Origin of the sequence: Burkholderia sp. RF2-non_BP3 (assembly GCF_001522185.1) — a bacterium.
GTDB classification, from domain to species: domain Bacteria; phylum Pseudomonadota; class Gammaproteobacteria; order Burkholderiales; family Burkholderiaceae; genus Burkholderia; species Burkholderia diffusa.
On record NZ_LOSU01000017.1, the window covers coordinates 130,281 to 143,686 of the forward strand.

Here is a 13,406-nt window from a genome sequence, read left to right on the forward strand (position 1 = left end):
GTTGTCTTCAACACGAAGAGGAGTTTATTCATGGACGCGAATTTCATCGGCTCAGTGATTAACGCTTTACCCATGGACCAAATGATCGCCGGCCCGTTAAAGGCGATGATCAGCGCGCAGACGCAGGCCGCGAAGAGCTACGCGGATTTCCTGATGCAGGTCTGCATCCAGGGCGGCAAGGCCGTGGCCGTCCAGTTCGACTACGACGAAACGCTGGTGGACGAAAGCGGCGTATCGAAGGGCGTCGTGCAGAAGACGATGCGCATCCCGCTGCTCGCGGCGATCGTCCATCCGATCATCGCGATCGAGGAAGGCACGATCGACTTCGAGATGGAGATCACGCAATCGGAGAAGTCGTCGTCGTCGACCGAGGCCGGCGGCGAATTCCAGGCGAAGTTCGGCTGGGGGCCGATCAGCGTCAGCGTGTCCGGGCGCGTGTCGCACAAGGCGGAGCAGACGCGCAGCACCGACACGCGCGCGAAATATTCGATCCATACGCAGGTGAAGCGCCAGTCGCCGCCCGAAGCGCTGATGCGCGTGATCGACTTCCTGACCGAAGCCGCGACCAAGCCGGTCGTCACGGAAGGCAACGCGAAGGCCGTGAAGCCGCTGCCGGCGACGCCGACCGACGGCAAGCTGGTCGGCGATGCGTCGGGCGCGGGCGGCAGCGCGGCCGCGCCTGCCGGCGCCGGTGCGGATGCCCAGCAGCCGGCGCACGCGTAAGCGCGCGGGCCGGCCATGTTCAGGCTCTTCAGACGGTCTCGCCGCGCGGGCGGCGGGCAGGACGACGGGGATACGCGTCCGGGCAGCCGCACCGCCCGAGCGGAACCGGACGGGCCGGTCCCGCCGGCCGATGCGGTGGCCGGCACTGCCGGGACGGTCGCGGGCACCGCCGCGCCGGCGGCGGCAACCGCCGATCCGGCGCGCCACGTGCCGCCCGACGTCTCCGGTGCGCCGGCCGGGGCCGCGCCGGGCACGCACGACGCACCGGGCGCCGCGCCCGGCGCGCCCGGCGCGTCCGCCGGCGGCGAGCCCCCCGCTCCGCCGGCCCCACCGGCGCCGCCCGGCACGCCTGCCGACGACGAGCGCCCGCCGCCACGCGGCATCGCGCTCGACGAAATCGCGCGCGGGATGCAGCACGCGGCGGCCGCCGCGAATCAACTGCTCGCGCACCAGTACACGGCCGTGCTCGACCAGTTCTTCGACCTGCGCGACGACGGCCTGCTCGCGCCACGTGAGGTCACGGTCGCGCTCGACGCGGAGCACACGATGCCGGTGCCGCTCGTCGCGCTCGCCACGCCGCGCGGGCTCGCGCTCGACCGGATGATCGTGCACCTGACCGTGCGCGGCGACTTCACCGAGGCGTTGCCGGCCGGCGGCGTCGCGGGCGGCGATGACCAGCGCAGCCGCTTCTACGTGACGTTCGCGCCGCCCTCCGGGAAGAAGGACGCACAGGGCAACGCGCGGCAGCGCGACACCGAGCACATCGACATCGAAATGCAGTTCGCGGCGCTGCCGCCGCCCGAAGCGATCATGCGCGTGATCGACGAATACACGCATCGCCTGGTGCCGCGCGCACGGCCGGGCAGCAAGGAGAACGACGATGGCGAACCAGCCTGAACACACCGGTGAGCAAGGCATCGCGCTGATCAAGCAGTTCGAGGGGCTGCGGCTCGCGCGCTATCTCGACGCGGTCGGCAAGCCGACGATCGGCTACGGGCACCTGATCCTGCCGAACGAGCGCTTCACGCGACCGCTCACGCCGGCCGAAGCCGAGGCGCTGTTGCGGCGCGACCTGCGCGGCGCCGAGCTGAACCTGCGCAAGCTGCTGCGCGTGCCGGTCACGCAGCAGCAGTTCGATGCGCTGATGTCGTTCGTCTTCAATCTCGGCGCGGGACGGCTGCGCTCGTCGACGCTGCTGCGCTACCTGAACGCCGGCGCGAGCGCGCGGGCGGCCGACCAGTTCCTCGTCTGGAACAAGGCCGGCGGCAAGCCGCTCGCGGGGCTCACGAAGCGCCGCCAGGCCGAGCGCGCGCTGTTTCTGTCGTGAGCGACGGGACACCGCACCGGCCGAACGTCACGGGTCGCCGCGCATGTCGTTCGCGCCATTTCGCCTGTCGTCGGCTGCCCGTAAGCTGAAACCGTCGCTGAAATCTTGCCGCATCCGTTCCAGCCGTTCGTCATTCGTCATTCACGTTCGTTACTCGTCACGACAGGAGCCCCGCATGAAGATCACTCGCTCGCCCGGCCGCACGACGTCGCCGCATTTCACCGTTTCGCGCACGCTGCGCCGCGTGCTCGGCGCCGCATGCGTCGCCGTCGCCGCCGTGGCGACGGTCGCGCCGCACGCCGTCGCCGCCCCCGCCGATCCGCTGCCCGCATACGGCGCCGACCTCCAGCGCACGTCGGTGTCGGGGCTGTCGTCCGGCGGCTTCATGGCCGCGCAGTTCGACGTCGCGTTCTCGAGCCGGCTGATCGGCGCGGGCATCGTCGCGGGCGGCCCGTTCTACTGCGCGGGCGTGAACGCGCTGATCCCGCCGGCGGTGGCCGCGACCACGCTGTGCATGCAGCCGATCGGCCCCGCGCCTTCCGCGGCCGATGCCTGGCGCGCCGCGCGCATGTTCGCGCAGCGCGGCGAGATCGATGATCCGGCCGCGCTGCGCGCTCAGCGCATCTACGTGTTCAGCGGTGCGAAGGATACGGTGGTGTCGACGCGCGTCGTCGACCAGACCGCGCGCTTCTATACGCTCGCACAGGTCCCGGCCGCGAACCTTCAGTACCGCGAATCGCCGGACGCCGGCCATGCGTTCATCACGAACCGCCCCGAAGACAACGCATGCAGTGCGAACGCGAGCCCGTATATCGACAACTGCGGCTTCGAGCAGGCACACGACATCGTGCGCTGGATCTACGGCACCCCCGACAAGCCGCTCAATCCGCCGGCCGCCCAGGCAGGCGGCAAGCTGCTGAAGTTCGATCAGCGCGCGTTCGATCCGCGGCGCGGCGCGTCGCTCGGCGACACGGGTTATGCATACGTGCCGGCCGACTGCGAGCGCACGGCCTGCGCGGTGCACGTGGTGTTCCACGGCTGCGTGCAGAACGTCGCGGCCGTCGGCGAGAAGATGATTCGCGGCGTCGGCTACAACGAGATCGCCGACACGAACCGGCTGATCGTGCTCTATCCGCAGGTCGAGAAATCGGCCGTCAATCCGCTCGGCTGCTGGGATTTCTGGGGCTATACGAGCACCGATCCGCTCAACCCCGGCTTCTACCGCCGCGACGCGCCGCAGATGGCCGCCGTGATGCGGATGGTGCAGCGCCTCGGCGCCGCGCGTCAGTAATCCGCGTACCGGCCGCCGTCACGTCGTCACCACCCCTTCATCACGAGGAATCGCCATGTTCTCCACGTTCATCGCCCAATGGGAACGCGCGCACGCCGACGCGCTCCAGCTGTTCGGCAAGGTCGCCGCGCAGACGACCGGCGCCGGCGGCACGTCCGGCGGCCCCGCGTGGCGCGCGTTCGCGCACACCGCGCTGCTCGCCGGCCACCGTTACTCCGACGCCTGCCAGGCCGCGATCGACGCGTCGTGGCGCGGCCAGCTCGAACGGTTCGCGCCCGGCAGTTCGGCCGCCGCGGTCAAGGAGCTGGCGGCACTGAACGCCGATCTCGCGACGCGCTTCACGCAGAGCCACCTGCAGCATGCGGGCGCGATGGCCGACGCGGCCGCGCAATACCTCGACGATCTCGGCCGCACGCGCGGCCCCGCGGATGCCGCGATGGCGCTCGGCCGCTTCGCGGGCGACCTGCAGGCCCAGGCGCGCGCCCATGCGCTGCACGTCGCGTCGCTCGCGAACGGCGTCGCGCCCGCGCTTGCGCAGTGGGCCGACCGCACGCTGCGCGACGATCGCGGCGCGTCCGATCAGGAGCAAACGTCATGAACATCAAGCTCCGCTTCGTCAACCGCTCGAACGACTGCGGCAACAGCGAGGTCGTGCTGTTCCAGCGCGACGTGATCCCCGATCTCGACGCATTTGCGATCGCGTGGAAGGTGATCCGCTATTGCGGGCGCGACTGCTTCCATCCGTTCGACTACTCGACCGACATCGACGTCGCGCTCGGCGACGAGCACGGCAACTTCTCGCCGCGCGTCGCGGCGCCCGCCGGCGTGCGCTTCGTGGTCGACGCGCAACCGACCGGACGCGGCCGGCTCGTGCCCGACCCGGCCGACGCGCCGGGCGGCGACATCGAGGTCGTCAACCGGTTGCCGCGCGGCGCCGTGAACGTCAACGCGTTCAGCGCCGGCCGGCTGATCGCGGTGAAGGAAGCGGTCGCGCCCGGGCAGAAGGCCGTGTTCCGCTTCACGCCGACGCTGTGGATCGGCGTGGCGTCGCAGATACAGGAAAGCCGCGCGCTGCACGCGGCGGTGATGTCGAGTGCGAATACGCTTCTGCCGCTGGCGGGCGTCGCGGCGGCGGACATCGTGATGACGGGCGGCGGCACCGGCACCGACGCGCAGCCGTTTGCGTTCGCGCTCGAACACATCGTGCGCGCGTAGCGCCGCCCGACACGGCTTGAACCGGCTTGACGGCACGGCTTCGCGGCCGGGCCGGCGGGAAAGGTGTGCGGCAGACCGACTGCCGTTTTTTCAAACTCAAGGAGCAACGACGTGGATATCCAACTGAACCTGATCAACCGCTCGAACGACGCGAACAACTCGAGCGTCGTGATCTTCCAGAAGAACGTGGCGACCGACTTCGACGAACTCGCGATCGCGTGGAAGGTGATCCGCAATTGCGGCCAGGGCGACAACCATCCGTTCAAGTTCCCGATGACGATGAGCGTGAGCGCGAGCGACAGCTGGGGCAACTACATGCCGCAGCAGGTCGCCGCGAACGGCCAGGTGTTCCAGGTCGTGCGCTCCAGCTCGGGCGACGTGCTGCAGCTCGGCGGCGACCCGGGCGCGAGCTCCGAGGTGCAGGTGCGCAACGACCTGCCGGCCGGCGCGATCAACGCGACGATCTACAAGGACGGCAGCGCGCTCGCGCGCAAGACGTCCGTCGCGCCGGGCCAAAAGGCCGTGTTCCAGTTCAAGCCGACGATCTGGATCGGCGTCGCGTCGCAGATCGAACAGGGCGCGCTGATGAATTCCGCGGTGATCTCCGACATCAACACGGAACTGTCGCTGCTCGGCATCGCGAGCGCCGACATCGTGATGACCGGCGGCGGCCCCGGCCCGCGCTCGATGCCGTTCACGTTCCGGCTGGAAAACGTGGTGATGGCGTAACGGTCCGTGCGCCGGCGACGCACGGCCGGCGCCCCTTCAATCAGTTCTCCAAATCGAATCAAGGTGACTCATGGACATCAATCTCAACTTCGTCAACCTGTCGAACGACGTCAACAACAGCCAGATCGTGATCTTCCAGAAGAACGTGTCGACGGACTTCGACGAGCTCGCGATCGCGTGGAAGGTGATCACCAACTGCGGGCGCGGCGACAACCACCCGTTCGTGTTCCCGATGCTGACGACCGTCTCCGCGAGCGATGCCGACGGCAACTACATGCCGCAGAAGCGCGCGGACAACGGACAGGTTTTCACCGTGTCGCGCGCGACGTCGGGCAACGTGCTGGCGCTGGCCGGCCCGGCGCCGACGTCGCGCGAGATCCAGCTGCGCAACGACCTGAGCCGGGGGGCGATCACCGCGTCGGTCTTCAAGGACAACCGGCTGCTCGCGCACAAGACGGGCATCGTGCCGGGGCAGAAAGCGGTGTTCGAGTTCAAGCCGACGCTGTGGATCGGCACGGCATCGCAGATCGAACAGGGCGCGGTGATGAACTCGGCCGTGCTGTCCGACATCAACACCGAACTGTCGCTGCTGGGGATCAAGAGCGCCGACATCGTGATGACGGGCGGCGGCGGCGGCACCACCGCGACCGCGTATCAGTTCCGGCTCGCGAACGTCGTGATGGGATAAGCCGCAAGCCACGCGTGCGCGACGGCGAACGGGCCGCACCCGTCACGTCGTCGCGCGACCGCGGTGCATGAATCAGCTCGCGCGCCGCACGGGCGCCATCTTCGAGAAGTACTTCGCACCCGCGACGCAGCCCACGACGACGACCGTCACCGCGAGCATCGACGGCGGCACCGTCTCGTGCAGCAGCCCGGCCGCGAGCAGGAAACCGAAGAACGGCTGCAGCAACTGAAGCTGGCCGACGCCCGCGATCCCGCCGAGCGCCAAGCCGCGATACCAGAACACGAAGCCGATCAGCATGCTGAACAGCGATACGTACGCGAGCCCCCACAGCGCGGCGGCGTCGACGCCGTCGAACGTCGCGGGCCACGTGAACCACGCGAGCGGCAGCATCACCGGCAGCGACAGCACGAGCGCCCACGAGATCACCTGCCAGCCCCCGAGCTGACGCGACAGGCGCGCGCCCTCCGCATAGCCGAGCCCGCACGCAACGATCGCGGCCAGCATCAGCGCATCGCCCACCACCGACGCGCTTCCGCCGTTGCGCAGCGCGAACGCGGCCACCGCACCGCTGCCGACCAGCGAGAAGATCCAGAACGGCAGCCGCGGCCGTTCGCCGCCCCGCCAGACGCCGAACAGCGCGGTCGCGAGTGGCAGCAGCCCGACGAACACGATCGCATGCGCGGACGTCACGTGCTTGAGCGCCAGCGCCGTCAGCAACGGAAAACCGACCACGACTCCGAGCGCGACGACGACGAGCGACGCGGTCTCGGCACGCGTCGGCCGCTTCTGCCTCAGCGCGGCGAGCAGAATCAGGCCGAGCACGCCGGCGATCGTCGCGCGCGCGAACGTGAGGAACAGCGGGTCGAGCCCCTGCACCGCGACGCGCGTCGCGGGCAGCGAGCCACTGAAGATGATCACGCCCAGCAGGCCGCTGAGCCATCCGTCGGTCGTCTTTTGCACGGGAAATCCTGATCGGAACAAGATGGATGACCGATGATCCGCCGCCCGTGAAAAGCGCGTAAGCTACAGCCCAATACAATCCGGACAAACTGTACTGGACAACCGACCGTACAGTTCCCTCTCGCCATGAGCCGTTCCGTGCAAGCCCCTGCTCCGCCCGCGCCGTCGCGCACGCGCGTGGAAACCGTGATGGACACGCTGCGTGCAAGGATCGCGAGCCGCGCGCTGATGCCCGGCGCGCGCGTGCCGTCGATCCGGATGATGGCCGACGCCCTGCACGTGTCGAAGTCGACCGTCGTCGACGCATACGAGCGGCTCGCAAGCGAAGGCGTGCTCGTCGCGCGGCGCGGCTCCGGCTTCTACGTGTCGGGCCACGCGCCGCCGCTCGCGCTCGCCGAACTCGGCCCGCGCCTCGATCGCGAACTCGATCCGCTGTGGCTGTCGCGCCAGGCGCTCGAGGCGGCGCCGAACTCGGTGAAACCGGGCTGCGGCTGGCTGCCGTCGTCGTGGCTGCCGGACGAGAGCCTGCGACGGGCGCTACGCGCGGCGTCGCGCGACGAACCCGACGCGCTGACCGACTACGCGACGCCGCTCGGGCTGCCCGCGTTGCGCCAGCAGCTGGCGTGGCGGCTCGCGCAGCACGGCGTCCATGCGGAGCCCACGCAGATCATGCTGACCGACGGCGGCACGCACGCGCTCGATCTCGTGTGCCGGCTGCTGCTGGAGCCGGGCGACACCGTCGTGCTCGACGATCCGTGCTACTTCAACTTCCAGGCGCTGCTGCGCGCGCATCGCGCGCGGATCGTCAGCGTGCCGTTCACGCCCAACGGCCCCGATCTCGCACGCTTCGAGCAGGTGCTCGCCGAGCATCGGCCGCGTCTGTACATCACCAACGCGGCGCTGCACAACCCGACCGGCGCGACGCTCGCGCCGCCGGTCGCGCACCGGCTGCTGACGCTGGCGGCCGAGCACGGCCTGCTGATCGTCGAGGACGACATCTTTGCGGATTTCGAGAGCACGCCCGCGCCGCGCCTTGCGGCGTTCGACGGGCTGTCGCGCGTCGTGTCGATCGGCAGCTTCTCGAAGACGCTGTCGGCCGCGATCCGCTGCGGCTATGTCGCCGCGCGCCCCGAATGGATCGACGCGCTCGTCGACCTGAAGCTCGCGACGTCGTTCGGCAACGCGCAGATCGGCGCGAACGTCGTGCACCGGCTGCTGGTCGACGGCACCTACCGGCGCCATCTCGACGGCCTGCGTGCGCAGCTGGCCGATGCGATGGGCGAAACGATCCGGCGGCTCGCGCGCGCCGGGCTCGGGATCTGGACCGAACCGCGCGGCGGCCTGTTCGTCTGGGCGGAACTGCCCGACGGGCTCGATGCCGCGCGCGTGGCGCGTCATGCACTCGACCACGATGTGGTGCTCGCGCCCGGCAACGTGTTCAGCGCGTCGCACGGCGCGACGTCGTTCATGCGCTTCAACGTGTCGCGCTGCAAGGGGCCGGCGGTGTTCGATGCGCTGGCGCGGGCGATGGACGCGACGCGTGCGGCGGAACGCAGCGACCGCACACTGGCCGGCGACCGATGACCATCGAAGGCGGCGGGACGCACGAACGCCCCGCCGCCACCGTCACACTTCCGCCGCGTGCGCCCTCGCCCGCACCTCCGCGAACGTCGTATCGGCCAGCATTCTCCCCGTATCGAACACCGTTTCGAGCGCATCGTCCCACTCGCCTTCGAGCGCGCGATCGTCCCACGCGACCGGCAGCGTCACCGTCCGGTATTCTCCCGTGCGCCGATTGCGCAGCAACGTGAGGCGCCCCCTCTTCGAGCGCTTGCCCGGATCGGTGACCGGATCCTTGCTCACGTCGCACCACACGCCGTCGCGCCGGATCGCCGAGCACTTCATCGCGAAGCGCTGCGTATCGCGATTGACTTGCTGCAGCAGCGCACCGCCCATCCCGAACACGACGTTGCCGGCCGCGTAGCCCGCGTCGTCGAGCGCGGCGAGAATCGCGTCGATCGACAGCTCGTCGATGCCGTCGCCCTGGATCACGCGCACGTGGTTCAGCACGCGCCGTCCCTTGCCGTTCAAGGACGAACCGAACGATGCGTCGAGCGCGCGCACGGTCTGCAGCACGATCGCCACGGGGTCGCCCGAATCGGGACGCACGACCAGCGTCGCGCCCGAATCGATCACGGCTTGCCGAAGCGCGCCGCCCCATATCTCGAGCGCGGCGAACAGATCGTAGGAGTCCGACACGACCGATACGATCGCGCCGGGCAGACCGAAGCGAGCGATCATGTTGCGATACGCATCGGCTTCGTGCTCACGCCCCCACGACGTGATCGTGCTGTGCTCGGCCGCCGGCACCGAATACGCGGCCATCGGCTCGCGATAGAAGCGGTTCGCGGCCAGCACGCCGAGCACCGTGTCCGAACCCATGAAGCTCACGAGATGCGCCGCGCCGCCGATCGCGGCCGATTCCGCGCTCGATACGCCGCGCGCGCCGAAGTCGTGCAGCTTGAACGGCAACTGCGCGAGATCGTCGTCGGTCTTCTCGAGAAAGCGGCGGATCGTCTGCCGCAGGTGCCAGCTGCGCGTCGCGACCGTCACCGGGTACCACACGCGCAGCAGCATCGTCTCCAGATACGACGCGAGCCAGAACACCTTCGGGTCGTCGCATTCGACGGTCATCAGCACGTTGTGCACCGGCACGATCGAACCTTCGGGCACCGCGCGAATCTTCACGGGCAGGTAACCGTCGTAGTGCTCGACGATATGGCGCCAGCCGTCCTCGTTGAACGGCTCGCCATGCACCGCGAAGAAATCGCGGGCGTCGTCGATCATCGCGTGCGTGACGGGCCGGCACAGATATTCCTTCAGCAGCATCTGCAAGCCGAAGAACAGCGTGCGGTCGTAGCGGCCGCCGCGCGACTCGACGTACGAGAACATCGCCTGCGCGTCGGGCGGATATTGCAGGAAGTGGGAAGCCTTGTACGAATCCGTGTTGAGGATCGGATTGGCGAGAACCGCGGCAAGGCCGCCGGGATCGTTTTGCATGGCTAGAGCTCCTCTAGGCCGTTGAAGTGCCGCCGCGTCTGTCGCGGCGGACCGGAATCCGGGGAATCAGCGCGTCACAGCTTCCCCAGGAAGTGATACGCGATCTCGAAGTGATCCTCGAACATCACGTTGCGCATCTGCGCGAATTCGTTGAGCGGCACCCAGCGCGCCTTGTCGGCGTCGTCGCTGCCCTTCACGCGCGGCAACTCGCCGGTCGGGAAGTTGAACAGGCACGCGTGCGTGATCGTGCGGCCGCGCAGCGAGCGGGCCGGATGATCGAACACCTGGCGATCCTTGATCGAGCCGCGCAGCACGGGCTCCGGCAGCTTCAGGCCGGTTTCCTCGCGCAATTCGCGGATGCACGCCGCGTCGAGCCGTTCGTCCTGGTTCACGAAGCCGCCCGGCAACGCCCACAGGCCGCGACCCGGTTCGCTGCGCCGGCGCACGAGCAGGATATGGCCGGAGTGCACGACCACCGCATCGACCGTCACGAACGTGACCGGATACGGTGCGGCCGACCAAGCCTTGCGATACGCGGCGATGAATTCGGCTTCGGCCTTCAACTGCGCGAATTGCGGCTGCGTGCGGAAATGTTCGAGCCAGCCGAACACGGGTTCCGGCACGGCCCATTGCACGAAGCTGTTGGTGCGTTCGGCGAAATACTGGTCGCGGATTTCGGTGGCGGAAATGTCTTCGGTCGCATCGACGTCGACGAGCTCCCATTGCGGGAACATCCGCAAGTAATACGACGTGGCGTCCTTTTCGTGGCCGATCAGCCCGACCTTGCGCTGCGCGACGTCGCCGAGCGCGGCGGCCACGGCATCCTGCACCCAGCGCACCCAGTCGCCGTCGTTGTACGTCGAATCCTGCACGGGCGCGACCGTCACGCGATCGCGCTCGGACGGCTCGAGCAGCGAAGCCAGCATCTGGCAGCGCTCATCGAACGAAAACGGATCCTTGATGGTACGGGGCTTGTCGGTCGACCCGATCAGCACGCACACGCGCTCGGCCCGGCTCAGTGCCGACTTCAGCACGTTCAGGTGACCACGATGCGGGGGCTGGAAACGACCAATGAAAACGAGCGCGTCGAAGCGCCGGTTCTGTTGCGTACTCATGAGGCTCCCTCAAGAGATTGAAACGCTTCGGGTCTTTCCCGAAGGCATGGAATCGATCGTAGGGGAATTCCCGGAGAAGGTCAATCGAGCACGCGCTCGACTTGACGAAGTCTGACGAAACGCGCGGCGCCGGCGCGGTACACTCGATTTCATCCCAATCCGCGCCGTGGCGCCCGCCATCCATCATGAGGATCTCAGTCAGCCGGATCGTCGGCGTCGATCGCAGACGCCTCTTCACGTGGTCGCAGGACTACGCGCGGCGGCTCGTGTGGGACAACTTCCTCGCCGACGCGTATCTGCTCGACGGGATGACGGCCGACGTCGGCGTCGACGCGTTCTGCCGCAGCCAGTCCGGCGCGACGATGGTGTCGCGCTACATCTCGTACCGTCCGCCGCAGGTCGCGGCCATCGAAATGGTCGACGGGCCGAAAGTGCTCGAACGCTTCAGCGGCAGCTGGAATTTCACGGAGCGCACGCCGGGCACGACCGAAGTGAAGTTCACGTACCAGTTCCGCGCGCAGCCGTCCTGGCTGCGCTGGCTGCTCGAACCGCTGATCGGCGCGTTCTATCTCGTGCACACGCGCCGGCGTCTCGATTCGTTCAAGCGCTGGGCCGAAGCCGAAGCGTTGCCGCACTGACGCGCGACGCCGCGCGCATCAGAGGAACGGCGAAATGTTCGCGATCGCGCGCGAGACGTAATCGTCCTTCTCGCCCACCGGCGCGACATAGTGAATCGCACTGCGCGCGGCCTCGATGCCGGCCAGACGCGCGATGAACCACGCGGCGAGATACTGCGACGACAGACACCCGCCGGCGGTCGCGACGTTCCCGCTGGCCACGAACGGCTGGTCGAGCACGGCCACGCCGGCTTCCTGCACCCACGGCTTCGTGGTCAGGTCGGTACACGCGGGGACATCGCCGAGCCATCCCAGTTTCGCCAGCACGAGCGTGCCCGAGCACTGCGCGCCGAGCAACTGCCGCGCGGGGTCGAACTGCAATTGCGCCATCAACGCGGCATCGGCGACGACGTCGCGGGTCCGCACGCCGCTGCCCACCAGCACGGCGTCGGCGTCGCGGGCGTCCTGCAGCGACGCTTGCGCGTCGATCATCACGCCGTTCATCGAGCGCACGCGGGCGGTCGGGCTCGCGATCGAAACCCGCCAGTCCGGCTGCTTGACCCGGTTGAGAATACCGAGCGCGATCAGCGAATCGAGTTCGTTGAAACCGTCGAAGGTCAGGATGGCGATGTGCATGGGGGTCTCTGCGCGGGGACGTAGTACCGCCCGATCATAAGCCGTTCGCGAAATCGGTGCAGCGCGTCGTCGAATGCGCGACCGTCGCTGTCGGCCCGGTCGCTCACGCGACGCCGTGCGGCAGCGGCCATTTCGTCATTGCGGCGCCGCCGGCAACCGCTATAATCGCGCGACATTCCGACTGCATTGAGCAGGCCGACGGTGCGCGCCATACGACGCGCCGCATGTCCTCCTCGACAACAACAATGACAAACCGAACCGTTCGACGCCTTCGCCCGTTCGTGCGCGCCGCCGCGCGCCTGCTCGCGTGCGCGCCGCTGCTGGGCGTGCCGCCGGCGCTGCATGCGGCCGATGCCGCAAGCCCGGATGCGCAGCCGGCCTCCGGCCGCTACGTCGTCGTCGACACCGGCCATACGCCGGCCCACCCGGGCGCCACCGGCGCCAGCGGCCGCGTCGAATACCGATACAACCTCGACCTGTCCACCGCCGTCGCGGAGAAACTCGCCGCGCACGGCGATCGCGTACTGCGCACGTCGGCCGACGGCCGCGAGATCGCGCTCGACCAGCGCGCGACACAGGCCCCCGACGCGAACCTGTTCGTGTCGATCCATCACGATTCGATGCAGCAGCAGTTCATCGATGCGGGTCGGCAACGCGAATTCCGCGGTTTCGCCGTGTTCGTGTCGGAGCGCAATCCGCACTACGCGGAAAGCCTGCGTTGCGCGAAGGTGATCGCCGAGCGGCTGATCGCGGCCGGTGAACGGCCGTCGCTGTATCACGCGCAGCCGATCAAGGGCGAGAATCGTCCGCTGATCGATCCGCAACTCGGCATCCACCGCTTCGACGATCTCGTCGTGCTGCGCACCGCGCCGATTCCGGCCGTGCTGGTCGAGGCCGGCGTGATCGTCAATCCCGACGAGGAAAAACGTCTCGCGCAGCGCGAGACGATCCAGCGCCTCGCCACCGCGATCGCGGGCGGGATCGACACGTGTACGGCGGCCAGGTAAAGGTAACGCCCGTTGGTTTTCAACGGATTTCACCCAGT

At 68.6% G+C, this 13,406-nt stretch carries 15 protein-coding genes; 11 read left to right on the forward strand and 4 right to left on the reverse strand.

Annotated features, from left to right (window positions below; all coding sequences use genetic code 11):
* The first annotated feature begins 30 nt into the window (after positions 1-30).
* From WS45_RS07390 to WS45_RS07425, 8 genes are all read left to right on the forward strand, one after another.
* A complete protein-coding gene (locus WS45_RS07390; protein WP_059526817.1) occupies positions 31-723 on the forward strand; it encodes a DUF2589 domain-containing protein in 693 nt (230 codons plus the stop codon).
* A 135-nt stretch (positions 724-858) separates the two neighbouring features.
* Positions 859-1,620: a DUF2589 domain-containing protein gene (locus WS45_RS07395; protein ID WP_257140310.1), complete on the forward strand. Its 762-nt coding sequence runs from the start codon at positions 859-861 to the stop codon at positions 1,618-1,620.
* Positions 1,604-2,050 (forward strand): lysozyme, encoded by a 447-nt coding sequence (locus WS45_RS07400; protein WP_059506658.1) that lies wholly within the window; start codon positions 1,604-1,606, stop codon positions 2,048-2,050. The genes WS45_RS07395 and WS45_RS07400 overlap by 17 nt, the downstream gene beginning before the upstream one ends.
* Before the next feature lie 175 nt (positions 2,051-2,225).
* Positions 2,226-3,341: an extracellular catalytic domain type 2 short-chain-length polyhydroxyalkanoate depolymerase gene (locus tag WS45_RS07405; protein ID WP_059699108.1), complete on the forward strand. Its 1,116-nt coding sequence runs from the start codon at positions 2,226-2,228 to the stop codon at positions 3,339-3,341.
* 55 nt (positions 3,342-3,396) lie between these two features.
* A complete protein-coding gene (locus WS45_RS07410; RefSeq protein WP_059699110.1) occupies positions 3,397-3,939 on the forward strand; it encodes a hypothetical protein in 543 nt (180 codons plus the stop codon).
* Positions 3,936-4,556, forward strand: a complete 621-nt coding sequence (locus WS45_RS07415; RefSeq protein ID WP_059699112.1) for a hypothetical protein — start codon at positions 3,936-3,938, stop codon at positions 4,554-4,556. Before WS45_RS07410 ends, WS45_RS07415 begins: the two co-directional genes overlap by 4 nt.
* Before the next feature lie 111 nt (positions 4,557-4,667).
* Entirely contained in the window at positions 4,668-5,285 is a 618-nt protein-coding gene (locus WS45_RS07420) for a hypothetical protein (RefSeq protein WP_059526829.1), read from the forward strand.
* 70 nt (positions 5,286-5,355) lie between these two features.
* On the forward strand, positions 5,356-5,973 hold the full coding sequence (locus tag WS45_RS07425; protein ID WP_059526832.1) for a hypothetical protein: 618 nt from the start codon (positions 5,356-5,358) through the stop codon (positions 5,971-5,973).
* A 72-nt stretch (positions 5,974-6,045) separates the two neighbouring features.
* Here the strand turns inward: WS45_RS07425 and WS45_RS07430 are convergent, their stop codons facing one another.
* Positions 6,046-6,933: a DMT family transporter gene (locus tag WS45_RS07430; RefSeq protein WP_059526834.1), complete on the reverse strand. Its 888-nt coding sequence runs from the start codon at positions 6,931-6,933 to the stop codon at positions 6,046-6,048.
* Positions 6,934-7,059: 126 nt separating this feature from the next.
* Here WS45_RS07430 and WS45_RS07435 point away from each other — a divergent pair, with 126 nt between their 5' ends.
* Positions 7,060-8,517 (forward strand): aminotransferase-like domain-containing protein, encoded by a 1,458-nt coding sequence (locus tag WS45_RS07435; RefSeq protein ID WP_059699115.1) that lies wholly within the window; start codon positions 7,060-7,062, stop codon positions 8,515-8,517.
* Between the two features lie 42 nt (positions 8,518-8,559).
* Here WS45_RS07435 and WS45_RS07440 read toward each other — a convergent pair whose 3' ends face one another.
* Both WS45_RS07440 and WS45_RS07445 read right to left on the reverse strand, forming a co-directional pair.
* Positions 8,560-9,993: a nicotinate phosphoribosyltransferase gene (locus WS45_RS07440; RefSeq protein ID WP_059526840.1), complete on the reverse strand. Its 1,434-nt coding sequence runs from the start codon at positions 9,991-9,993 to the stop codon at positions 8,560-8,562.
* Between the two features lie 74 nt (positions 9,994-10,067).
* On the reverse strand, positions 10,068-11,108 hold the full coding sequence (locus WS45_RS07445) for a bifunctional nicotinamide-nucleotide adenylyltransferase/Nudix hydroxylase (protein ID WP_059526842.1): 1,041 nt from the start codon (positions 11,106-11,108) through the stop codon (positions 10,068-10,070).
* 185 nt (positions 11,109-11,293) lie between these two features.
* On the opposite strand from WS45_RS07445, the gene WS45_RS07450 reads away from it, so the two are divergent.
* A complete protein-coding gene (locus WS45_RS07450) occupies positions 11,294-11,746 on the forward strand; it encodes a type II toxin-antitoxin system RatA family toxin (RefSeq protein WP_059526845.1) in 453 nt (150 codons plus the stop codon).
* Between the two features lie 18 nt (positions 11,747-11,764).
* Here WS45_RS07450 and WS45_RS07455 read toward each other — a convergent pair whose 3' ends face one another.
* On the reverse strand, positions 11,765-12,361 hold the full coding sequence (locus WS45_RS07455) for a DJ-1/PfpI family protein (protein ID WP_059526849.1): 597 nt from the start codon (positions 12,359-12,361) through the stop codon (positions 11,765-11,767).
* 245 nt (positions 12,362-12,606) lie between these two features.
* On the opposite strand from WS45_RS07455, the gene WS45_RS07460 reads away from it, so the two are divergent.
* Positions 12,607-13,368, forward strand: a complete 762-nt coding sequence (locus tag WS45_RS07460; protein ID WP_059699125.1) for an N-acetylmuramoyl-L-alanine amidase family protein — start codon at positions 12,607-12,609, stop codon at positions 13,366-13,368.
* The last annotated feature ends 38 nt before the right edge of the window (positions 13,369-13,406 follow it).

Coding starts and splice junctions, on each gene's coding strand:
- WS45_RS07390 (WP_059526817.1), top strand. CDS start 31: ATGGACGCGAATTTCATCGGCTCAGTGATTAACGCTTTACCCATGGAC.
- WS45_RS07400 (WP_059506658.1), top strand. CDS start 1,604: ATGGCGAACCAGCCTGAACACACCGGTGAGCAAGGCATCGCGCTGATC.
- WS45_RS07405 (WP_059699108.1), top strand. CDS start 2,226: ATGAAGATCACTCGCTCGCCCGGCCGCACGACGTCGCCGCATTTCACC.
- WS45_RS07410 (WP_059699110.1), top strand. CDS start 3,397: ATGTTCTCCACGTTCATCGCCCAATGGGAACGCGCGCACGCCGACGCG.
- WS45_RS07415 (WP_059699112.1), top strand. CDS start 3,936: ATGAACATCAAGCTCCGCTTCGTCAACCGCTCGAACGACTGCGGCAAC.
- WS45_RS07425 (WP_059526832.1), top strand. CDS start 5,356: ATGGACATCAATCTCAACTTCGTCAACCTGTCGAACGACGTCAACAAC.
- WS45_RS07435 (WP_059699115.1), top strand. CDS start 7,060: ATGAGCCGTTCCGTGCAAGCCCCTGCTCCGCCCGCGCCGTCGCGCACG.
- WS45_RS07440 (WP_059526840.1), bottom strand. CDS start 9,993: ATGCAAAACGATCCCGGCGGCCTTGCCGCGGTTCTCGCCAATCCGATC.
- WS45_RS07445 (WP_059526842.1), bottom strand. CDS start 11,108: ATGAGTACGCAACAGAACCGGCGCTTCGACGCGCTCGTTTTCATTGGT.
- WS45_RS07450 (WP_059526845.1), top strand. CDS start 11,294: ATGAGGATCTCAGTCAGCCGGATCGTCGGCGTCGATCGCAGACGCCTC.
- WS45_RS07455 (WP_059526849.1), bottom strand. CDS start 12,361: ATGCACATCGCCATCCTGACCTTCGACGGTTTCAACGAACTCGATTCG.
- WS45_RS07460 (WP_059699125.1), top strand. CDS start 12,607: ATGACAAACCGAACCGTTCGACGCCTTCGCCCGTTCGTGCGCGCCGCC.